The sequence below is a fragment of the Acinetobacter sp. YH01025 genome (assembly GCF_013420185.1).
Lineage (GTDB): Bacteria > Pseudomonadota > Gammaproteobacteria > Pseudomonadales > Moraxellaceae > Acinetobacter > Acinetobacter indicus.
On sequence record NZ_VOYR01000006.1, the window covers coordinates 80,682 to 100,344 of the forward strand.

A 19,663-nucleotide genomic window follows, 5' to 3' on the forward strand; every position below is an offset into this window, starting at 1 on the left:
AATTAATTTATAAATACCACATAAAATAAACGTTAATAAATATGAATGAGATACTCACTCTGAGTGCCTCCCGCTACCAACTCCTCACCCCACTCAAAACCACATAATTACTCTGCAAATTTAAAGCCCACCCAGGCTCCTTCCTAAAAACCTCACCATTCCTAATCGTGTGTTCTATGTAAAAATAGACCCATGTTTTCATTGTTATTTTCCGCTATCAATCGAGTCTGTTTGCAATCTCGCTTGCTGTGGCATTGTAATAAATCATAAGACTTCTTAAGTCTTTGTGACCAATCATTCTAGCCAAGTCCAAAACCTCAAGTTTTCTAGCAAGTCTGGTGCATGCTTCATGTCGTGAGTCGTGGAAGTGCAAATCTTCAATTTCACACTTGTCTCTCAGCTTTCGCCAGAGCGTATCAAAGCTCGAGTCTTTCACAGTGAATACATGATGACACCCAATGCCACGCATGAGTTCAAGCAATTCAACTGCGCGTCTCGATAGCGGCACATGGCGCTTAGTTCCGTTCTTTGTCTCATTCAGCGTGACATATCTATCTTTCAAGAAAACCCGATCCCAAGTTAGTCCGCGTATTTCACCAGCTCGCATGGCGGTCTCAAGCGCAAGCAAGAAAGCAATCATAATCTGTTGAGTGATGTTCTCTGGCGGCTGATTATCAAACTCTGCGGCCAGACAGAGCCTGTAAATCTCATCCTCTGATATGCGTCTGTCTCGATGCGCTGGCGGCGGTGGCATCTTCAAGTCACTCATGGGTGAGTCATAAATCCATTTCCACTCTGTGCGCGCTACTGTAAACAAAGCTGACAGTATATTTCCCTCGCGTCTAACCGATGCAGGCTTGACTGTTTTTAGCCTGGTATCTCGCCAAACAACAAAGTCATCCGTTGTGAGCTTGGCAATGTGCTTTTTGCATATTTTCGGAAAGTTTTTCTGAAACGCTTTGAACCGCTTAATTTCGGAATCGCATCCTTTGTGCTTCGGACACACCTCAGCTATATATCTCTCAATTGCACAATTTAATGTATAATCAGGAAGCTTTCCACGTGATAACTCTCTCAATTCAGTTTCACGTTTTGATGCCCAAGCGCGAGCCTGAGTCTTAGTGTCAAATGTCGCACTTTCCCGAGTACCATTTACACTAATCTCAGCGCGCCAAGCATTGCCCCTTTGTCTGAAGGTGGCCATAGTTTTCTCTCTAAATCAGGCTGGCGTAATTTTGGCGTAATTCATTTAGAAGGAATAATAAGGAATAATGAGAAAAGATGTAACTAGCAGCCACCAAGAAGCCAACTAAACCAATAATAATAAAGAAAAAATTAGATAAAATGAGCAAACAGGACAAAACACGAAATTTGCAAAAATGCCCGCCGGGCGCACCAAATTCTGATCAATAAAAAACTATAAAAATTACCAAGATTCAATCATTTAAAACTCTTTACTCCAGTTTTGAACCAAAATCCTTTCCATAATCTGGCTTGAATAACGAATGCTGAACCATCATCGAAGGGCAATGCTTATTGGTTTGCCTTTCTATCTGTGGTTAAAAAGTAGTCATAGGACTGCATTTTCTTTGTATTTTTATCTTTGTTCTGATTAAAAAATATCACTTTTAGGTTTTTACAGCCTCATCACCGGCAAAACAGAAACATCCGCTTTAAGCTTTATATGAGGACAGAAAGGCTGAATAAAAAATCTGTTTAATCAGAAAAATCTCGTCACTACATCAGATCAGTTTAGTGAAATATAGAAGCACCTAAATTTAAATAATCTATATGATTTTAAAATATTTTTTCTTTATATGACTGGCATTGAGATGGCATATCAAAAATAAGCATAACTGTCGGATGAATTCGCCATAGCCGGAAGCGATTTTTCAGCCTATAAATGTCGCAGGGTAAATTACTAAAACACCATAAGAGTCAGAACAATGGGTTATATCGTTAAATTAATTCCTGAAGAAGTCTATTTTGTGCCGAATGATCATGAAATTGGCATGACAGAATCGCGTGAAAAAGCAATTGTAGAGGGTCTGTTTTTCGAATATGCCAATGCGCGGGCAAAAGTCAGGCTGTTTAATAAAGACCTGGTTGAAAATATTGATTACATCATTGAATCGACCAGCGAAGATCCGGTGCAACTCAAGTAAAGCTAGACATAATCCAAGAAAAATAATCACATAAAAAGGACGCTGAATTGAGCGTCCTTTTGATAAATAGGGGATCAATGAGTCGTATCTAGCTTATTCATTATGGATGATTCGGTTCCTGATACACAATCAGGGCCGTTAAAATAGGAACTGCGAAGGCTGGAATTAACAGCATAATCCAGTACTCGACGCTTGGCATGTTGCTCAAGAATTGATACACGATAAAACCTAGACCTAAAACTGCAAACAGGCAGAATGCAAACAGAATAATAAATTTTTGCATCTTCAATTCCTCTTTTTAATTTAATGTCTCAAGTCCACTATAACGGATAACGCAGAATTTAGAAAAAGACTTATGTTTCATTCTGTTGCCGGCGATTATTTGCTATCAATCTAGCGATAGAGCAGGGTGAAAATGAGAGCAGATGCGCTGAGAAAAATAAGGCTGAATTTCACGACAGAAATATAATAAGCCTGATTAAGTTTTGTTCAATAGGCTTTTTGCTATACAAATGCTGAGAAATGTTAGAAGGCTTGCCAATCCAAGCCGAAGGGGACTATAGTGAACCTACAGTAGGTCGCAAAACAAAGACGCTACGATGTAGTTGGACGGATCAATGACAGCTTGTTGAGTTTGTAACTCCGGTTCAAACAATAGATCTAGCACTAGCCTTCCAACATAAAAAAGCTCGCAGCAATGCGAGCTTTTTCTTGCTTAAAATAACGATGAATTGAGCGTCACATTGAGCAAATTGTTAAGAATAAGAAAAATCGGATAAAATGTTAAACCATAAAAATCAATCACTTATTTTTAATTATACTGACCTAATAAAGCATAGAATTAACATTGTCAAACAAATTAACAACTCTGTTTAGTCAAACTTGAATCAGCTATGCTATAACAAATTGTCTTCAAGAAAACCAATGATAAGAGGAAATAATCATGAGCCAATTAATTGATATTACAGTAGAAGATCAGTATCAGCACCGTTATGATGCCAAAGCACAGCTGCGTCAGATTGCTGAAAATGCCAAAACAGCTGAATTGCCGTTATTTAAGAAAATTGACCATATTATTGTCGAGGATGAAATTATCCTGCCAAGTATTGAATTATTTTTTGAAAGCCAGAAGAGCAATAATATTTATAAAATTATTGAATAGAAAGAAACTTAGCATTTGCTAAGTTTCTTGTTTTAAGCTGGCCTAAGCGGTTTCAAACTGATTCAGCACATGCGCCAACAGTTGATAAAGCGCCAGACGATTTTTATTGGCCTGCTCAACTTCTGTTTTATTTAAGCGGATTTCTTTTTTCAAACGACCTTGTGTACGTTGTTGTACACAGACATGCTGCGAAGATACCGGATCATTTTTAAGCGTTAATTGTGGGCCTTGATGATAATGAAACAAGGCATGCAAACATTGATCCAAGCTCGGATAAAAATGAGAAATGGTTAAGGCGGTGAGGTTCGCAGACTTAGGGATATGCCGACTCATACGTCTTTACTCTTTATTTATAAGTGACCTGATTCTAAAAGACTTGTGCCCATTTTGCATGCATAAAGTTGTAAAAAGCGATGCTTGATCTTCAAGGACTTCAAAACAGGTGATGATTTCACTTTAACCGCTTTAAATCAGGCTGACATCCACATCGTATTTATGAAATTCCTGCAAAATATTGCGCAGCATCTGTTGGGCGGTTTCATCTGTGGCGTTCAGGGTGATTTCCTGATTGCGAGTGCTGTCGAAGCATTCAATCGCCTGAATCAGCCAGCGCTGTTCATGTTCGGTGTTGTGAATGATGATACGGCGGGGCTGTAACTGTGCAGAAACCTGACGTGGAATGACATGGGTAATGGCCAGCTGAATCTGCTTGAGTTCGTCTTTAGGACTTAAAAAGGTGATGACCCAGTTGCCGACTTTGCTGAGTTGCATCGGATTATCAAAGGGTTCAAATTGCAGGTAGTGCAGGGCAGACATGCTTCATTCCCAACAGAATACAGAGCTGTTGTTATGCCGTGCTGTGGCCAATCTCACTATTGGTCTTAAGTCTTAGTGTTTTAAGAAAGGATTGCTTATTTTTAATTATTTTTCTAAAAGCTGAACAATAACCGCTATTTATAAAGGTTTTTAGCGCATATAAAGAAAATTCTTAGATGAAAAAAGACTTAAAGCAAAGCAAAATTATATGAATCTTCAGGCACTTTGCAGGCTCTGCAGCGAAAAGTTAATCTGCTGTAAAGCATGGTTCAGTTCTTTTGGTGGCAAACGCGATTCCTGTAATTCGGTAATCCACTGCATTTGACACAGTTTCAGGCTACGAATATCCGGTGCAGCCTGAATGCGGAGAATAAGCTGTTTGGCCATTAGACCACAATAACGCTGCAACAAGCTGGCCATTAATTGCTTGGTGTCTTCAAAGCTCAAGGTAACCAGCGGTTCTGGCTCTGGCTCCACTTCTGGCGGTACTTCAATTTCCAGGACCGGAATTTCTGGAGCAATCGCAGCAGGTTCGGCTTCAGCCACTTTGGCCGCTGAAGACGGGGCAATAATATGTTCGACCCATTTTTCCACCAGTTTTGGTACCGGCGAATTTAAGGTGGTTTTAATTTCTGAACGTAGGGTAGAGGCTGCTTCACTTTGCGGTTCGGCTTGAGCTGGCACCAAAATTTCTGCTTCGGCTGGCTCGGTCGCAGCAGAGCTGATTAAACCCATCTCCAGCAATTGTTCAATTAATTCTGGCGTAGCAATACGCTGTTTAAACTGGTCGCCCAATTGCTCGAAATCTTCGGTTCCAATTAGCACCAGAAGACGGCGTTGACGTGCATTCAATTGCAGCTGGCGTTGTTGCAGGGCGTCAATGCCCAACTGTGTTTTATGATAATGAATCATGCCTTAATTTATTCCCCAAATAAATTAAGGCTGACTATAAAGAATGAAAATTACAATAATATGAAGGGTTTATGACATTGTTGGGCTTAGAGTGTGACGATGTTGGCGTTCTCAAGGGCTTTTCTTAAATAAGGGTCAAGTTCATCCTGACGCAGCAACCATTGGATATAATCATTTGGTAAATCGGCAATGGCCGTACCACGATGCTTACCAAAACTCATGACGCGTGGAATACGGGCGTCTTCAGATGCAGCATATAAGGCTTCAATACTGTCAATTTGCAGATGATGCACAATATGCATCAGGATATTGGCGGTCAAAATAATATCCATATCGGCCCGGTGCGCTTTTTTAATCATATCGCGGGCTTTTTCGCTGCCTTTGCTAATCATGTAAATTAAGGCAGAAATGTTGTGTGCTTCAACATCGGGCCAGACCAGACGCGCCAGAGCAAGGGTACAAATCGCCTTAATATGAGAAGTATCAACACCGCATTTTTGAATAGCGCGAATGTCATAATCAATATTGTGACCAATGATATACAGCGTTTCTTCAGGTAGGCAGAAGCTGGTGTAATGCGGCTGATCAATCAGGTCGGATTCCAGAATATGATGCACGGCCATCGCGGCATAGGAAATCGGTTCATCGACCTGATAAAACTGGTCAAAAATTTGCGATTTATCCAGGCTGATTTTGCCCTGTTGTAATTGAATGGGCGCATAGGCAACTTCGATCGGATAACCATTCAGGGTATGGGTTTCAGTGTCGAGAATAATCGCGTGCATGTGCTCATTCGCTTGTTAAGGGATTTAAAAAGCAATCTAACACTATCATGTTGAAAGTTACAGGGCTGTCGGGCGAATAATCGGCATTTGTGGGCCGTTCAGCTTATCTATTTTAAAGATAAGTGACTCTATTTTAATACAATACACTTATATATTAATTGCACTGATATTGCCTGAGCGCAGCAAACAGCGTAAAAGTGAAAATTGCGAAGGACGCAACTTTAGAATAATACCTGTATAAGGATAATCAGATGAGAAAAATATGGCTTAGCGTGGCGTTGGCCAGCAGCAGTTTATTTTTAACGGCATGTAATGATGACAATGACAACAGCGCAGTCATCATTGATGATGGTATTCCGAAGCATAATATTAGCCAGCCAGTAGTAAAAGCTGAACTTTATTTAGACCAGGATTCCAATGCGAATATGGTCTTACAGTCGGTTAGTGCTTCACAAACCTTGATGACGTATAAAATGCTAGGAGTGAATGGGCAGGAAACACAAGCTACGGCCTTGCTGTTTGAACCCAATCAGCCTAAACCGGCTAGTGGATGGCCCATTGTGGTCTGGGCACATGGCACTACGGGTGTTGCTGATATTTGTGCGCCAAGCCGTCAGGGCCTGAAAGGCAATGAATATTTTATTGCCCGCCTGCTGGCTGAAGGTTATGCCGTGGTCGCTCCGGATTATGAAGGGCTGGGCGAACCGAGTGGACAAGAGCTGCATCCGTTCTTGAATTTAAAAAGTCAGGCTTATTCCATTACCGATGCGGTTGTGGCGGCACATCAACATTTCAACAATAGCACTGAAACACGCTGGACCGTGGTCGGTCATTCCCAAGGTGGACAGGCGGCTTTAGGTGCAGCGCAATATGCATCCCGGGCGCAATTAAATTATAAAGGTGCGGTAGCCATAGCGCCGGCATCTTCCCTGAGCATGATTCTTAGCGGTGGAGAACAGCAGGCAGCAGCAGAACCGGATCTGAGCAAAAAAATACAGATTCTGGCTCCATTAGATACTTTCACTGCATTAATTACGGCAGGTCTCAGAAATAGCCATCCAACCCTGCAATACTCTGAAGTGTTCAAGAACCCGACAGACCTGCTCGCGGCAGAAGCCGAGTCGCTGTGTAATGCTGATCTTGGCGCAGCATTCGGTGGAGAAATGATGAAGTATGCGCAGACCTATGGCAACTTGGCCGCTTATCCACGTACCCAGACCGACTTTATGACTACGGTTCCTGAAATTAAAGATTTCCTGACTCAGGCATCACAGCCATTAACCGTTAAGATTTCAACGCCTGTGTTTATTTATCAAGGCTCTGCCGACCCGACCATTCCAAAACAGGTCACTGATTTTCTGGTGCAGTCTGCACGCCAGCAGGGAACCAGAATTCATTATGTCACCGATCAGGACTTACCTATAGATCAGAAATGGGATCATGGCTCTGTATATGTCGATAATTGGGATGAGATTGTGGCGGATGTGAAATCGATCATGCCTACCCAATAATTTTTTCAATTCCGGTAAAGATAGAATTAATGATATAGCTCATGTTTTTATAAAAACATGGGCTATTTTTATGCAAAACTGATTAAAGTTGATGGGTAAAAAATATAAAGTTCATGTTACAATATGCGCCAATCTTAGCACGGCTTAAAAGCCCTACATGAATAGGACCTCGCTAATGTTTGCCAATATCTCTATTGCTGACTTTGATCCAGATTTAGCTCAAGCAATCTCTAATGAAGATGCGCGTCAAGAAGCACATATTGAGCTAATCGCTTCAGAAAACTATTGCTCACCTGCAGTAATGGAAGCTCAAGGTTCAAAACTGACCAATAAATATGCAGAAGGCTACCCAGGCAAACGCTATTACGGCGGTTGTGAATATGTAGACGTTATTGAACAATTGGCTATTGACCGTGCTAAAGAACTCTTTGGTGCTGACTATGCTAACGTTCAGCCACACGCAGGTTCTCAAGCAAACTCTGCAGTTTACTTAGCATTACTGAACCCGGGCGACACGGTTTTGGGTATGAGCCTGGCTCACGGTGGTCACTTGACTCACGGTGCAAAAGTTAGCTTCTCTGGTAAAACATATAACGCGGTTCAGTACGGTTTAAACCCTGAAACTGGCGAAATTGACTATGAAGAAGTTGAACGTCTGGCTTTAGAACACAAACCACGCATGATCGTTGCTGGTTTCTCTGCATACAGCCAAATCGTAGATTGGCAGCGTTTCCGTGACATCGCGGACAAAGTAGGCGCTTACCTGTTTGTGGATATGGCACACGTGGCTGGTCTGGTTGCTGCAGGCGTTTACCCGAACCCGGTACAAATTGCTGACGTTACTACAACCACTACCCACAAAACACTACGTGGTCCACGTTCTGGTTTAATCCTGGCTAAAGCCAACGAAGAAATCGAGAAGAAATTACAATCTGCTGTGTTCCCAGGCAACCAGGGTGGTCCACTGGTTCACGCGATTGCTGCAAAAGCAATCTGCTTTAAAGAAGCAATGGCGCCTGAATACAAAGCCTATCAACAACAAGTGGTGAAAAACGCACAAGCGATGGCTGAAGTGTTAATCGAACGCGGTTACGATGTGGTATCTGGCGGTACGAAAAACCACTTGTTCCTGTTATCTTTAATTAAACAGGACATCACCGGTAAAGATGCGGATGCTTGGTTAGGTGCTGCTCACATCACTGTGAACAAAAACTCTGTACCAAACGATCCACGTTCTCCATTCGTCACTTCTGGTATCCGTATTGGTACACCAGCAGTAACCACACGTGGTTTCGGCGAAGCTGAAGTACGTGAACTGGCTGGCTGGATCGCTGACATCCTAGACAGCAAAGGGGATGAAGCTGTAATTGCTGATGTCAAAGCAAAAGTTGAAGCTGTTTGCGCGAAATTCCCGGTTTACGCGAAATAAGCCCGCACTTGAGAAAAAGCTCCCTCAAGGGAGCTTTTTTTATAGGTGCTAAAAAACAAATTGCAATTATTCAGCCGGATTAAATTCTGCTATAACAGTTGCATAGCACTTGTGAAATAGATCAATTATTTTTATTTTTGGCTGATAATGATAAAGGAACAAAGAATGGATAAACCGACAATTATTTTGTCTGAACAAGACTTGCACCGTTTAGAAACCATGCTTGAACATCAGTCTAAACTTACCCCGACCATGGAACATCTGGAAGATGAGCTGGCGCGTGCCGAAGTGGTTGCACCGCAAGATGTGCCAAGCAATGTGGTGACTATGAATGCCCGCGTGCTGGTGACCATCGCACCTTTCCCGGAACCAACCGAAATTACGCTGGTGTATCCGCATGACTTCCGTGGCGATAAAGGCCAGGTCAATGTACTGGCACCTGTCGGAGCGGCTATTTTAGGGCTGGCTGAAGGGCAGGAAATTGAATGGCCACAACCGGATGGTCATATTATGAAAGTCCGTATTGATAAAGTGTTGTATCAGCCGGAACGTGAAGGTGATTATTTATAATCTCCGCTGCGCGAAAAATTAAAGCCCTCAGTTGAGGGCTTTTGTGTCTTTGCAGTTTGGCTTAAAAATTTGATAAGTATGCGCGAAAAGGAGAGGATTCACTCTCTGTCATTGATCAGTAAAATATTGTTAATTTTAAATATTCCGCTTTTACTGCATTTGCAAAAAGCTACAGCTTGCTTTATATAAAAGTCTTAGTATAAAAAATGATTTGATCAAGCTGATGATGTTATGCCGCAAATAGATGTGTTAGAACCATTAACAGAGCTGGAGCTGAACCGGGATACCATTCTCTCGATCAAGCGTCATGAGCTGGTGCCGGTATTAAATGACCAGTACAAATTAAATCATTATGCCGATGCCCTTATTCAGTCGCAGGCAGTGCTGTTAAACGGGATTGATCCGCACATGACCCAGCAGCTCAGTCAAACCATTGAAGAACTAATTCGCATGCTGGCGGATTCCAAAAAATATCTGAAAAAACGCAAATTTAATGCACTGCAAAAATGGCTGGGGATTGATCTGGAATATGGTTCCAGCCAGGTGGAGTATTATAAAAAGCTGGACCGCTTGCTGGATCAGGCCAATCATTTAAGCCAGAAATTACAGATTGAAATTCAGAAATCCCAGGCGCGTTTTCAGCAGTTACGTGGCTTAAGAGAGCAGATGGCGCAGCATATAGTGGCCGCTGAGGAGTTTTTGACTGAATATCCGAGTTTTGTGAAACATCAACATCCTTTAGATAACTTCTCGGAACGATTATCTAAAAAAATAAATACACTGCGCACACTGCAGGCGAGTAATGATATTGCCATTACCCAGATGCAGCTGAGCCAGCAGCTGTCATTTACCTTGTTGGACCGGTTTAAGGAAGCGCAGCAGGTGCTGATTCCGGCCTGGCAATATCATGTCAAACAAAGTCAGCAAAGCAGCTCGACAAGTGAGCTGGAAAAGCTTGATAATAGTCGGGAAAATCTGATTAAAACGCTAAAAAAATCACTCGAAAACAGCTCTAAATAGAATCAAATATAAGGTGACGTATGACCCATCCTGAACAGGTAAATGCCGTGGTGGAAGCCACAACCGAAGAAAATCAGCAGAAATTCCAGGCGCTCAATTTACAGGAAATTGGCTTGCAGCCATCCGATTTCGATGAGGTCATGGCCGCGCGTAAAGAACTGGCCGACTTAAGCCATAATTCGGTGGCGGAATATGGGAAAAATATTGCCACCAAAACTTCGACTTATACTGATGAACTGCTTCATCTGGTGCAGAATAAAGATCTGGATGCGACCGGGCAAAAGCTGAATCAGGTGGTACAGGTGGCGCAGCAGTTAAATACCAGCAGTATTCTCAACAAATCGAAAAGCTCCGGTTTTTTTGGCAGCCTGATCAGCAAGTTTAAAGGTGCCAAGCAGAATTTTGACCAGCACTTTAACAGCACCAAAGAACAGATTGATGTACTGGTCAAGGAAATTGAAACCTCGCAAAACGGCTTAAAAACCCGGGTCGATACTCTGGATAAAATGTTTGAAGGCGTGCAGGAAGAATATAAACAGCTGGGGATTTATATTGCCGCTGGCCAGCTCAAGCAGCAGGAAATCCAGCAGCAGATTGGCCAGTTAACCACCCAGGAACAGGACCAGAGTACCACCCAGAAAGTTTATGATTTAAATCATCTGGCCAATAATCTGGAAAAACGCGTCAGTGATTTACAGGTGTTGCAGCAATCGGCCATGCAGACCCTGCCAATGATCCGGATTATCCAGTCCAATAACCTGATGCTGGTCGACAAGTTTTATGCAATTAAAAACATTACCTTACCGGCCTGGAAAAACCAGATTAGTCTGGCAATTTCCTTAAATGAGCAAAAGAACAGTGTGCAGCTGGCCAACAGTATTGATGATGCCACCAATGAGCTGCTACGCCGTAATGCCGACCTGTTACATCAGAACTCGGTCGATACCGCCAAAGCCAACCAGCGTTCAGTGATTGATATTGAAACGCTTGAACATGTGCAAAACACCCTCATTAAAACAGTCAATGATGTGATTCAGGTGCAAAAAGAGGGAATGCAAAAGCGTGCCGAAGCAACCACGCGTTTACGTGTGCTGCAAGATAACCTGAATCATCTGGTGCTTGAATCAAGTTCGAGCGGTTCCAATCCTTCCTGAGTAAACTCTGGCTCGGGAGTATTGCAAACGTAAGGAGAATACATTGCCCTTAGATGATTATGCGGTACCGACCGAGCACATCAATAGCGGTGTGCTGGCGCTGAAAAAGCGCCAGCGCAATCTGATGTTGCTGGGTATAACCTCCAGCACGGTGTTCATTGCCTCCATTATTGCTTTTTTTGTACAGCAAGATTTTGTCTATGGCTTTTTTGGCCTGACCACGCAGGTCGAACAGCTGCACATTCCTTTAACTGTTGATGCAAACCTGGCGATTTTAGAGCAGCAACCGGATTATTTTCTGGGGCTGTTGTCCTGGTTTGGCTGGCTGTTTCTGAAATTATTGCTGTCGTTTATTGGCGCCTTTTTTGTGGTGCATTGTCTCAAGAAAATCCGCTTTTTCTATGTGCGCTTTCAGTCCTTTATCCTGAAGTTTGTCGGCTGGTTAATTGCCTTTATCATGCTGTGGTCAGGTCTGACCTATCTGCAATATGACCTGAAAAATGATGACTATGATGCGCAGCAAAAAATTGTCTATTACGACAAGCAGCTGGCAGAAAGTGAGCTAGCGCGTTATCTGGCAGATGCACCGCTGGATACTCCAGTCAAATCCTATTTACTGGCGCAAACCGCTTTGTTGCATCAACCACCGGATAAAGCCGCAGCTATTCCGCATGTGTTGAATCTGGTGAAAGCCGAGCAGCAGAATCCGGACTTTATTCAATATGGCTTTAAACCGGAACAGCTCTGGTCAATGCAGCAACAGGTTTATGGCAAAACCCTGACCCCAATGGCAGAAAGCGTAAATAAACAGGTGGTTCAAGCTGAGCGTTTAAGCCAGTTTGTACAGATTCTGGTGATTGCAGCGGCGATTGTGTCAGCCATTTTCAGCCTGATTTTCTTTGTGTTGGCACAAAGTTTTAAAAAGCGGGCATTAAGAATTGAGCAGCGGATTTTTTAATGCTGATGATGAGGCTCCTGTGGGAGTCTTTTTCTGGTAGATGATTTTTATCGCGTTGTTACAATTTAGATTGATCCATCCATAAAAGACAATGATTTATAAAAACGATCATTAATATAAAAACAAACTGTTTTATCTATTTTTAAATTTGGCCTATGATAGCGGTATTGAAAAATTTGACTCCTTAGGAGACGTTAGCAATGTTAGATCAAAATACCACAGCCCAATTAAAAGCCTTGTTAGAACGCCTTGAAGGTCCAATCGAATTAGTGGCCACTTTAGATAGCTCTGACAAATCAGACAAAATCAAAGAACTGGTAACTGAAATTGCCGCCCTGTCTGATCAGGTGACTGCACGCTTCGATGGTAACAACAAACGTGCACCAAGCTTTGGTGTCGCCAAAGCCGGTGAACAGCCGCGTGTATTCTTCGCAGGTTTGCCAATGGGCCATGAGTTTACTTCTTTGATTCTGGCATTGTTACAAACCTCAGGCTATGCACCAAAAGTGTCTGATGAAGTGCTGGCTTCTATTAAAGACTTGGGTATCCAATCGGATTTCGATGTATTCGTATCGTTAAGCTGCCATAACTGTCCAGACGTGGTGCAGGCATTGAACCTGATAGCCATCTATAACCCGGGTACTACTGCCACTATGATTGATGGTGCATTCTTCCAGGATGAAGTGGAAGAACGTAAGATCATGGCGGTACCGATGGTATTCCAGGACGGTAACCACATCGGTCAGGGTCGTATGACACTGGAAGAAATCATTGCCAAATTAGACACCAACTCTGCAGCCAAAGAAGCAGAAAAGCTGAATGCCAAAGCTGCGTTCGATGTACTGGTGATTGGTGGTGGTCCTGCTGGAAACACTGCAGCGATTTATGCAGCACGTAAAGGGATTAACACCGGTATCGTGGCGGAACGTTTTGGCGGTCAGGTGATGGACACCATGGACATTGAAAACTTCACTTCAATCAAGAAAACCCAAGGTCCAAAATTTGCCGCTGAAATGGAAGCACACGTACGTGAATACGGTGTCGACATCATGAACCTACAACGTGTATCTGACATTAAAGGTGCAGATGAAACAGCCAACGGTTTAGTTGAAGTGACCTTGGAAAACGGTGCCAAGCTGGAATCGAAAACTGTGGTGCTTTCAACCGGTGCACGCTGGAGAGAGATGAATGTCCCAGGTGAAGCAGAATACCGTACCCGTGGTGTGGCGTATTGCCCGCACTGTGATGGTCCTTTATTCAAAGGCAAACGTGTTGCAGTCATTGGTGGGGGTAACTCGGGTGTAGAAGCGGCGATTGACTTGGCGGGTATTGTTGAGCATGTGACCTTAGTAGAGTTTGATACCAAGTTACGTGCGGATCAGGTATTGCAAGACAAGCTAAACAGCTTGCCAAATACCACAGTGATTAAAAATGCGCTTTCGACAGAAGTGGTCGGTGATGGTTCACAAGTGACAGCGCTGAAATACAAAGACCGTGCAACGGATGAAGAGCATACGGTTGAACTGGCGGGGATCTTTGTACAGATCGGTTTGTTACCAAATACCGATTTCTTGAAAGAAACAGCAGTTGAGCTGAGCAACCGTGGTGAAATTGTGATTAATGACCGCAACGAAACCAACGTCAAAGGTGTATTTGCGGCGGGTGACTGTACTACTGTTCCTTACAAACAGATCATCATCGCGACTGGTGAAGGTGCCAAAGCATCATTATCTGCCTTTGATTACATCATCCGTTCTGGACAGTAAGTAAAATTAGAATAGGGCCTGAGTTCCCCAATACCCAGGCCCTATATGCGGTAAAATATCAAAAAATAGTTATTGTTTTTTTACAGGAACTGAGATCGCTAACAGCTCAGTTCCTTTTTTTGTTGTACCCCAGTTTTAGGAATGAAGCAAGTTTAAGCGCTTGAACTTCTCAGTCAGTTCTTCCGGACTTTCCCGGTGTTCAGGATGCGGCACAATACATTCAATCGGGCACACTGCAACACAGGTTTGATGATCATAAAAACCGACGCACTCGGTGCAGCGGCTGACATCAATCTCGTAGATTTTGTCGCCTTCATAAATGGCATCATTCGGACATTCGGGTAGGCACATATCACAATTGATGCATTTATCGGTAATCAGCAGCGCCATGAGTTAACCTGCCTGATAGGCCAAGGATGATGCTGAAATATCAGCAGTGGAGTTCGGTAAATTACGGATTAGCAGGGCATAGCGCATATCGACATCAGCCGGGACCGGAATTTCCACAATATGACCAGAGCCTTTGGCTTCCTCAATTGAATTGCCTTTTTTGTCTTTGATTTCGGTGAGGATAAAGCTGATATTCCCTTTTGTGGTCATCAGTTCTAAAGAATCACCCACGACAAAACGGTTTTTGACATCAATTTTAATGTAGTCGCCATTGCGCTCCAGCACTTCGCCGCAGAATTGCTGATGATCAAAACTGGATGAACCATTTTCATAGTTTTGATATTCGCTATGCACATGGCGGCGCAGGAAACCTTCGGTATAACCGCGATTGGCCAGACCTTCGAGCTGGGTCATCAAGGATGGATCGAACGGTTTGCCGGCTAAAGCATCATCAATCGCTTTACGGTAGATTTGTGCGGTACGGGCGCAGTAAAAATAGGATTTGGTACGGCCTTCAATTTTCAGTGAATGTACGCCAATTTTGGTCAGACGTTCTACGTGTTGTACCGCACGCAAATCTTTGGAGTTCATGAAGTAGGTGCCGTGCTCATCTTCTTCGGCGGCAAACATATCTTCTTCATTACGTTGCAGCAGTACCGGTTCATTAAACTGGTGCTGTGCCTGCATGTGGAGCGCATCGGCATCTTGCGAGCAACAGCCTGCGTCCAGATTTTTTACCGGAATTACATCGCCGGTTTCATCCTCGGCGGCATCCAGCACTTTATATTCCCAGCGGCAGGCATTGGTGCAGGCACCCTGGTTGGCATCGCGTTTGTTCATATAGCCTGACAGCATGCACCGGCCCGAATAGGCCATGCACAGGGCACCATGTACAAAGACCTCAATTTCCATATCGGGAACTTGGGTTTTGATTTCTTCAATTTCGTCAATGGACAGTTCGCGCGACAGAATCACCCGGGTCAAGCCCATATTTTTCCAGAACTTGACCGTGGCCCAGTTGACTGCATTGGCCTGTACCGACAGGTGGATGTCCATGTGCGGGAAGTGTTCACGCACCATCATGATCAGGCCCGGATCAGACATAATTAGCGCATCAGGCTGCATGGCCACGACTGGCTCAAGATCACGGATAAAGTTTTTCAGTTTGGAGTTATGCGGCTGGATGTTGACCACCACATAGAATTTTTTGCCTAATTCATGTGCTTCTTGAATGCCGATGGCCAGATTGTCATGATCAAACTCGTTATTCCGGACACGCAAACTATAACGCGGCTGCCCGGCATACACGGCATCTGCTCCATAGGCAAAGGCATAGCGCATATTTTTTAAAGAACCGGCAGGAGAGAGAAGTTCGGTAACAGGATGAAGATGCATGATCAATCAAAAAGGCATAAAAAAATTGTGGCTTTATTGTAGGGATAAAATTTTTCGATTCAACCTAGTAAAAAACTCGGGATTATCAGGCACTCAGCCTGTTATCGCTGAGAGATAAGCGGCAGCAGGCGAGAGGAAAAACGGTTAATTGACACGCTGACCGTGTTCATCAATCACCAGTTCACCATCTTCTTTACGAAAGGCCTTGAGCTGCGGCTGGGTCAATAAATCCAGCACCAGTTCAGAAGGTCGGCACATTTTAACGCCGCGTTCAGTCACCACAAAAGGACGGTTAATCAGCAGCGGATGTTGTACCATTAAAGCAATCAGTTCTGCATCGCTCAGATCACGCTCGGCCAGTTGCAGGGTTTCATACGGCGTTACATTTTGACGGATCGCCTCGCGTACGCTTAAACCGGCCTGCTGAATCATGTCGGCCAGCACTTCGGCTGTTGGTGGATTTTTTAAATATTCAATAATTTCAGGTTCTTGTCCAGTATTGCGAATTAAGGCCAAAGTGTTGCGTGAAGTGCCGCAGTCAGGATTGTGAAAGATTTTAATTGGAGCCGCCATAGTGCTAAAACTCAGGTAAAAGAGGGATATTGCTTTTATATATGGATATACGTATATTCGCAAGTATAAATATGGGGAAGCTGTATGAATCAAACTGATTTTTTTAAATGCCTGTCCGATCCGACCCGTCTGGATATTTTGAAACTGGTGCTGGCCAAACAGAATATTTGTGTCTGCGAGCTGACCGAGGCATTAAATTTAAGCCAACCTAAAATTTCCCGTCATTTGGCTTTGCTGAGAAATTTATCGGTTTTACTGGACCAGCGTCAGGGGCAGTGGGTGTATTACCGCCTGAATCCAGATTTACCCGAGTGGGCAGTGAGTGTGCTGAATATTATCGCGGAGCAAGATGTCAGTCCGATGAATTCGCTGACAGCAACGCTTTCAAGTTATTGTGAGTAAAACCATGAAATTCCTCTTCTTATGTACCGGAAATAGCTGCCGCAGCATTTTATCTGAAGTGTTATTTAACAGTCGTGCTCCAGAAGGCTGGACAGCCTATAGCGCCGGCAGCAAACCGACCGGTCGTGTCCATCCACTGACGTTAAAGACGCTGGAAAATCTGGGCCTGTCGACTGAAGGGCTCTCCAGTAAAAGTATTGATGACTGTAAGCAGTATCAGCCCGATGTGGTGATTACCGTATGTGATGCGGCTGCCCAAGAAGCCTGTCCTTTGTATTTGGGCGGCGCGATTAAAGCGCATTGGGGACTTGCCGATCCATCGCATCTGGATTTGCCGGAAGCGGCCAAGTTGCAGGCCTTTTTAGAAACAGTCGCGCATATCAACAAGCGTCTGGATGCACTGTTTGCGTTACAGCCTGAACAGATGACCCGTCCCGAACTGATTGCTGCCATCAACAATATTTCCCATATCGAGTAAGTCATGGCCAGCACCCGTAAACTTTCCTTTTTAGACCGCAATCTGACACTGTGGATTTTTATTGCCATGGCGCTCGGGATTGGCATTGGGCTGTATTTCCCGCAGGTGTCGAGCAGTCTGGACCAGATGAGCATGGGCAATGTCAATTTACCGATTGCTATTGGCCTGATTCTGATGATGTATCCACCGCTGGCCAAAGTGGACTATGCCGCTTTACCGCAAATTTTTCAGGATAAACGCACGCTGCTGTTGTCGCTGGTACAAAACTGGCTGATTGCACCGTGTTTGATGTTCGCACTGGCACTGATTTTCCTGCAGCATTATCCGGAATATATGACTGGCCTGATTCTGATTGGACTGGCACGCTGTATTGCCATGGTACTGGTCTGGAATGATCTGGCCTGTGGCGATAACCAGTATGTCGCTGCCCTGGTGGCCTTTAACAGTATTTTCCAGATTCTGTTTTTCAGTACCTATGCCTGGTTGTTCTTAAGTGTGTTACCGCCTTATTTTGGTGTGGCCGGTCAGGTGATTGATGTCAGTTTCTGGACCATTACCCATGCGGTGCTGGTCTATCTGGGCATTCCGTTTTTGCTGGGCTTTCTGACCCGGCTGATTCTGGTGAAAAACAAAGGACTGGACTGGTATCAGCAGCGTTTTATTCCCAAAATCAGTCCACTTAGCCTGCTGGCGCTGCTGTTTACCATTGTCGCCATGTTTAGCCTGAAAGGGGCCGATGTGGTTGGGTTACCTATGGATGTACTGCGCATTGCCATTCCATTGACCATCTATTTTGTATTGATGTTCTTTGTCAGCTTCTTGATGAGCAAGTGGATGGGCAATGACTATCCACGTACCACGGCCATTTCTTTTACCGCGGCCGGCAATAATTTTGAACTGGCTTTGGCGGTGGCGATTGCAACCTTTGGTCTGACCTCACCGGTGGCATTTACCACCATTATTGGCCCGCTGGTGGAAGTGCCAGTGTTAATTGCCCTGGTGAGTGTCTCGCTGTGGCTGAAACGTAAATTTTATAATGGAACAGGTGGATGATGTCACTTCCCAATCTTGATGTAGACTTAATTGAACAGCCGAGTTTTGAGCAGGTTCAGGCCAGAGCATTGCCGCATCCGCCGCGAATTTTATTGCTGTATGGTTCAAACCGCGAACGTTCCTATAGCCGTTTGGCGGTGATGGAAGCCGGCCGGATTCTGGAGCACTTCGGTGCCGAAGTTAAAATTTTCCATCCCAAAGGTTTACCATTGCCGGAAGATGGCGATGCTTCACATCCTAAAGTTCAGGAATTGCATGAATTGCTGGCCTGGGCAGAAGGCATGGTCTGGTGCAGCCCGGAACGTCATGGTGCCATGAGTTCTATTTTGAAAGCACAGATTGACTGGATTCCTTTAGCTGCCGGTGCCATTCGTGCGACCCAAGGTAAAACTCTGGCGCTGATGCAGGTCAGTGGTGGTTCGCAATCCTTTAATGCGGTGAATCAGATGCGTATTTTAGGGCGCTGGATGCGGATGATCACCATCCCGAACCAGTCCTCGATTCCGAAAGCCTTTTTGGAGTTTGATGAAGCCGGACGTATGCAAGCCTCTTCCTTATATGACCGGATTGTCGATGTCATGGAAGAGCTGTACAAGTTCACTTTATTGACCCGCGGGCAGGCCAGCTATCTGACCAACCGTTATTCCGAGCGTAAGGAATCGGCTGCGGAACTGTCGAAACGGGTTAATCAGAAGTCGATTTAGGCGTTTCATCCGCCTCTAGCTGTTTTAAAATTTGGCAATGGTCGATGGTGGTTCGGGCATTGCAAGACTGCCGTAATTGCTGCAGTTGCAGCTGAAAATGCTGTAACTCAGCAATTTTGCTTTCGATTTGTACTAAATGATGATCAAGCAGTTCATTTACCGCCTGACAGTCCTGATCAGGCTGCTGTTCCAGTGCAATTAGGGTTTCAATTTCTTTTAAGGATAAATCCAGTGCGCGGCAACGTTTAATAAAAATTAGCCGTTTTAAGGTGTCATCATCATAATAACGATAATTATTTTCGGCCCTTAAGGTGGGTTGGATGAGCGCTTTCTTTTCATAAAAACGCACCGTGTCTGCACTCAGACCGGTTTTTTTAACCAAATCCCGAATCAGATAATGTGCCATGACTTGACCTTGGA

Annotated in this window: 23 protein-coding genes; 13 read left to right on the forward strand and 10 right to left on the reverse strand. The window is 44.1% G+C overall.

Going from position 1 to position 19,663, the window contains the following annotated elements:
- Nucleotides 1-217: 217 nt before the first annotated feature.
- On the reverse strand, nucleotides 218-1,204 hold the full coding sequence (locus tag FTT89_RS08100; protein ID WP_180172820.1) for a site-specific integrase: 987 nt from the start codon (nucleotides 1,202-1,204) through the stop codon (nucleotides 218-220).
- 742 nt (nucleotides 1,205-1,946) lie between these two features.
- On the opposite strand from FTT89_RS08100, the gene FTT89_RS08105 reads away from it, so the two are divergent.
- Nucleotides 1,947-2,165: a hypothetical protein gene (locus FTT89_RS08105; protein WP_005179105.1), complete on the forward strand. Its 219-nt coding sequence runs from the start codon at nucleotides 1,947-1,949 to the stop codon at nucleotides 2,163-2,165.
- Nucleotides 2,166-2,265: 100 nt separating this feature from the next.
- Here the strand turns inward: FTT89_RS08105 and FTT89_RS08110 are convergent, their stop codons facing one another.
- A complete protein-coding gene (locus FTT89_RS08110; RefSeq protein WP_005179103.1) occupies nucleotides 2,266-2,448 on the reverse strand; it encodes a hypothetical protein in 183 nt (60 codons plus the stop codon).
- Nucleotides 2,449-3,108: 660 nt separating this feature from the next.
- Here FTT89_RS08110 and FTT89_RS08115 point away from each other — a divergent pair.
- Nucleotides 3,109-3,327, forward strand: a complete 219-nt coding sequence (locus FTT89_RS08115) for a hypothetical protein (RefSeq protein ID WP_180061391.1) — start codon at nucleotides 3,109-3,111, stop codon at nucleotides 3,325-3,327.
- A 42-nt stretch (nucleotides 3,328-3,369) separates the two neighbouring features.
- On the opposite strand, the gene FTT89_RS08120 is transcribed toward FTT89_RS08115, so the two are convergent.
- The 4 genes from FTT89_RS08120 to FTT89_RS08135 form a co-directional block, all read right to left on the reverse strand.
- Nucleotides 3,370-3,660 carry a hypothetical protein gene (locus FTT89_RS08120; RefSeq protein ID WP_005179099.1) on the reverse strand — a complete coding sequence of 97 codons (291 nt, stop codon included), beginning with the start codon at nucleotides 3,658-3,660 and terminating at the stop codon, nucleotides 3,370-3,372.
- A gap of 132 nt (nucleotides 3,661-3,792) precedes the next feature.
- On the reverse strand, nucleotides 3,793-4,143 hold the full coding sequence (locus FTT89_RS08125) for a hypothetical protein (protein WP_180172821.1): 351 nt from the start codon (nucleotides 4,141-4,143) through the stop codon (nucleotides 3,793-3,795).
- Nucleotides 4,144-4,359: 216 nt separating this feature from the next.
- Nucleotides 4,360-5,055 (reverse strand): hypothetical protein, encoded by a 696-nt coding sequence (locus tag FTT89_RS08130; protein ID WP_180172822.1) that lies wholly within the window; start codon nucleotides 5,053-5,055, stop codon nucleotides 4,360-4,362.
- Between the two features lie 86 nt (nucleotides 5,056-5,141).
- Nucleotides 5,142-5,840 (reverse strand): putative quorum-sensing-regulated virulence factor, encoded by a 699-nt coding sequence (locus FTT89_RS08135; protein ID WP_005179094.1) that lies wholly within the window; start codon nucleotides 5,838-5,840, stop codon nucleotides 5,142-5,144.
- Nucleotides 5,841-6,091: 251 nt separating this feature from the next.
- On the opposite strand from FTT89_RS08135, the gene FTT89_RS08140 reads away from it, so the two are divergent.
- The 7 genes from FTT89_RS08140 to ahpF all read left to right on the forward strand — a co-directional run bounded on the left by FTT89_RS08140 (nucleotide 6,092) and on the right by ahpF (nucleotide 14,248).
- Nucleotides 6,092-7,351, forward strand: coding sequence for an alpha/beta fold hydrolase (locus FTT89_RS08140; RefSeq protein ID WP_180172823.1), 1,260 nt, complete (start codon nucleotides 6,092-6,094; stop codon nucleotides 7,349-7,351).
- A gap of 175 nt (nucleotides 7,352-7,526) precedes the next feature.
- Nucleotides 7,527-8,780, forward strand: coding sequence for a serine hydroxymethyltransferase (gene glyA, locus FTT89_RS08145; RefSeq protein WP_005179092.1), 1,254 nt, complete (start codon nucleotides 7,527-7,529; stop codon nucleotides 8,778-8,780).
- 165 nt (nucleotides 8,781-8,945) lie between these two features.
- Nucleotides 8,946-9,350: a nucleoside diphosphate kinase regulator gene (gene rnk / locus FTT89_RS08150; RefSeq protein WP_005179090.1), complete on the forward strand. Its 405-nt coding sequence runs from the start codon at nucleotides 8,946-8,948 to the stop codon at nucleotides 9,348-9,350.
- A gap of 231 nt (nucleotides 9,351-9,581) precedes the next feature.
- Nucleotides 9,582-10,370: a tellurium resistance protein gene (locus tag FTT89_RS08155; protein ID WP_104470294.1), complete on the forward strand. Its 789-nt coding sequence runs from the start codon at nucleotides 9,582-9,584 to the stop codon at nucleotides 10,368-10,370.
- A gap of 20 nt (nucleotides 10,371-10,390) precedes the next feature.
- Entirely contained in the window at nucleotides 10,391-11,524 is a 1,134-nt protein-coding gene (locus FTT89_RS08160) for a toxic anion resistance protein (protein ID WP_168414376.1), read from the forward strand.
- Between the two features lie 43 nt (nucleotides 11,525-11,567).
- On the forward strand, nucleotides 11,568-12,482 hold the full coding sequence (locus FTT89_RS08165) for a hypothetical protein (RefSeq protein ID WP_180061393.1): 915 nt from the start codon (nucleotides 11,568-11,570) through the stop codon (nucleotides 12,480-12,482).
- Between the two features lie 200 nt (nucleotides 12,483-12,682).
- Nucleotides 12,683-14,248, forward strand: a complete 1,566-nt coding sequence (gene ahpF / locus FTT89_RS08170) for an alkyl hydroperoxide reductase subunit F (RefSeq protein WP_005179083.1) — start codon at nucleotides 12,683-12,685, stop codon at nucleotides 14,246-14,248.
- 135 nt (nucleotides 14,249-14,383) lie between these two features.
- Here the strand turns inward: ahpF and FTT89_RS08175 are convergent, their stop codons facing one another.
- The 3 genes from FTT89_RS08175 to arsC all read right to left on the reverse strand — a co-directional run bounded on the left by FTT89_RS08175 (nucleotide 14,384) and on the right by arsC (nucleotide 16,606).
- Complete coding sequence (locus FTT89_RS08175) at nucleotides 14,384-14,638, reverse strand: YfhL family 4Fe-4S dicluster ferredoxin (RefSeq protein WP_180061394.1); 255 nt, start codon at nucleotides 14,636-14,638, stop codon at nucleotides 14,384-14,386.
- Between the two features lie 3 nt (nucleotides 14,639-14,641).
- Nucleotides 14,642-16,033 carry a tRNA 5-hydroxyuridine modification protein YegQ gene (yegQ, locus tag FTT89_RS08180; RefSeq protein WP_163141632.1) on the reverse strand — a complete coding sequence of 464 codons (1,392 nt, stop codon included), beginning with the start codon at nucleotides 16,031-16,033 and terminating at the stop codon, nucleotides 14,642-14,644.
- A 144-nt stretch (nucleotides 16,034-16,177) separates the two neighbouring features.
- On the reverse strand, nucleotides 16,178-16,606 hold the full coding sequence (gene arsC / locus FTT89_RS08185) for an arsenate reductase (glutaredoxin) (protein ID WP_180061395.1): 429 nt from the start codon (nucleotides 16,604-16,606) through the stop codon (nucleotides 16,178-16,180).
- Nucleotides 16,607-16,690: 84 nt separating this feature from the next.
- Here arsC and FTT89_RS08190 point away from each other — a divergent pair, with 84 nt between their 5' ends.
- From FTT89_RS08190 to arsH, 4 genes are read left to right on the forward strand one after another with little or no spacing between them, the layout of a single operon-like run.
- Nucleotides 16,691-17,008: a metalloregulator ArsR/SmtB family transcription factor gene (locus tag FTT89_RS08190; protein ID WP_005179068.1), complete on the forward strand. Its 318-nt coding sequence runs from the start codon at nucleotides 16,691-16,693 to the stop codon at nucleotides 17,006-17,008.
- A gap of 4 nt (nucleotides 17,009-17,012) precedes the next feature.
- The gene (locus tag FTT89_RS08195) at nucleotides 17,013-17,486 is read left to right on the forward strand and encodes an arsenate reductase ArsC (RefSeq protein ID WP_180061396.1); all 474 of its coding nucleotides are present in this window, start codon (nucleotides 17,013-17,015) and stop codon (nucleotides 17,484-17,486) included.
- Nucleotides 17,487-17,489: 3 nt separating this feature from the next.
- Nucleotides 17,490-18,539 carry an ACR3 family arsenite efflux transporter gene (gene arsB, locus FTT89_RS08200; protein WP_168400317.1) on the forward strand — a complete coding sequence of 350 codons (1,050 nt, stop codon included), beginning with the start codon at nucleotides 17,490-17,492 and terminating at the stop codon, nucleotides 18,537-18,539.
- A complete protein-coding gene (gene arsH / locus FTT89_RS08205) occupies nucleotides 18,539-19,243 on the forward strand; it encodes an arsenical resistance protein ArsH (protein WP_034598177.1) in 705 nt (234 codons plus the stop codon). Before arsB ends, arsH begins: the two co-directional genes overlap by 1 nt.
- Here the strand turns inward: arsH and FTT89_RS08210 are convergent.
- Nucleotides 19,224-19,649 carry a MerR family DNA-binding protein gene (locus tag FTT89_RS08210; RefSeq protein WP_005179057.1) on the reverse strand — a complete coding sequence of 142 codons (426 nt, stop codon included), beginning with the start codon at nucleotides 19,647-19,649 and terminating at the stop codon, nucleotides 19,224-19,226. The two genes, arsH and FTT89_RS08210, sit on opposite strands and share 20 nt — an antisense overlap.
- Nucleotides 19,650-19,663 lie beyond the last annotated feature (14 nt).

What these genes read in the sequence shown, in the direction of transcription:
- glyA (WP_005179092.1), top strand. Translation starts at nt 7,527, where the DNA reads ATGTTTGCCAATATCTCTATTGCTGACTTTGATCCAGATTTAGCTCAA.
- arsB (WP_168400317.1), top strand. Translation starts at nt 17,490, where the DNA reads ATGGCCAGCACCCGTAAACTTTCCTTTTTAGACCGCAATCTGACACTG.
- FTT89_RS08175 (WP_180061394.1), bottom strand. Translation starts at nt 14,638, where the DNA reads ATGGCGCTGCTGATTACCGATAAATGCATCAATTGTGATATGTGCCTA.
- arsH (WP_034598177.1), top strand. Translation starts at nt 18,539, where the DNA reads ATGTCACTTCCCAATCTTGATGTAGACTTAATTGAACAGCCGAGTTTT.
- FTT89_RS08105 (WP_005179105.1), top strand. Translation starts at nt 1,947, where the DNA reads ATGGGTTATATCGTTAAATTAATTCCTGAAGAAGTCTATTTTGTGCCG.
- FTT89_RS08155 (WP_104470294.1), top strand. Translation starts at nt 9,582, where the DNA reads ATGCCGCAAATAGATGTGTTAGAACCATTAACAGAGCTGGAGCTGAAC.
- FTT89_RS08135 (WP_005179094.1), bottom strand. Translation starts at nt 5,840, where the DNA reads ATGCACGCGATTATTCTCGACACTGAAACCCATACCCTGAATGGTTAT.
- FTT89_RS08195 (WP_180061396.1), top strand. Translation starts at nt 17,013, where the DNA reads ATGAAATTCCTCTTCTTATGTACCGGAAATAGCTGCCGCAGCATTTTA.
- yegQ (WP_163141632.1), bottom strand. Translation starts at nt 16,033, where the DNA reads ATGCATCTTCATCCTGTTACCGAACTTCTCTCTCCTGCCGGTTCTTTA.
- FTT89_RS08120 (WP_005179099.1), bottom strand. Translation starts at nt 3,660, where the DNA reads ATGAGTCGGCATATCCCTAAGTCTGCGAACCTCACCGCCTTAACCATT.
- arsC (WP_180061395.1), bottom strand. Translation starts at nt 16,606, where the DNA reads ATGGCGGCTCCAATTAAAATCTTTCACAATCCTGACTGCGGCACTTCA.
- FTT89_RS08160 (WP_168414376.1), top strand. Translation starts at nt 10,391, where the DNA reads ATGACCCATCCTGAACAGGTAAATGCCGTGGTGGAAGCCACAACCGAA.
- rnk (WP_005179090.1), top strand. Translation starts at nt 8,946, where the DNA reads ATGGATAAACCGACAATTATTTTGTCTGAACAAGACTTGCACCGTTTA.
- FTT89_RS08100 (WP_180172820.1), bottom strand. Translation starts at nt 1,204, where the DNA reads ATGGCCACCTTCAGACAAAGGGGCAATGCTTGGCGCGCTGAGATTAGT.
- ahpF (WP_005179083.1), top strand. Translation starts at nt 12,683, where the DNA reads ATGTTAGATCAAAATACCACAGCCCAATTAAAAGCCTTGTTAGAACGC.
- FTT89_RS08110 (WP_005179103.1), bottom strand. Translation starts at nt 2,448, where the DNA reads ATGCAAAAATTTATTATTCTGTTTGCATTCTGCCTGTTTGCAGTTTTA.
- FTT89_RS08140 (WP_180172823.1), top strand. Translation starts at nt 6,092, where the DNA reads ATGAGAAAAATATGGCTTAGCGTGGCGTTGGCCAGCAGCAGTTTATTT.
- FTT89_RS08210 (WP_005179057.1), bottom strand. Translation starts at nt 19,649, where the DNA reads ATGGCACATTATCTGATTCGGGATTTGGTTAAAAAAACCGGTCTGAGT.
- FTT89_RS08190 (WP_005179068.1), top strand. Translation starts at nt 16,691, where the DNA reads ATGAATCAAACTGATTTTTTTAAATGCCTGTCCGATCCGACCCGTCTG.
- FTT89_RS08130 (WP_180172822.1), bottom strand. Translation starts at nt 5,055, where the DNA reads ATGATTCATTATCATAAAACACAGTTGGGCATTGACGCCCTGCAACAA.
- FTT89_RS08125 (WP_180172821.1), bottom strand. Translation starts at nt 4,143, where the DNA reads ATGTCTGCCCTGCACTACCTGCAATTTGAACCCTTTGATAATCCGATG.
- FTT89_RS08115 (WP_180061391.1), top strand. Translation starts at nt 3,109, where the DNA reads ATGAGCCAATTAATTGATATTACAGTAGAAGATCAGTATCAGCACCGT.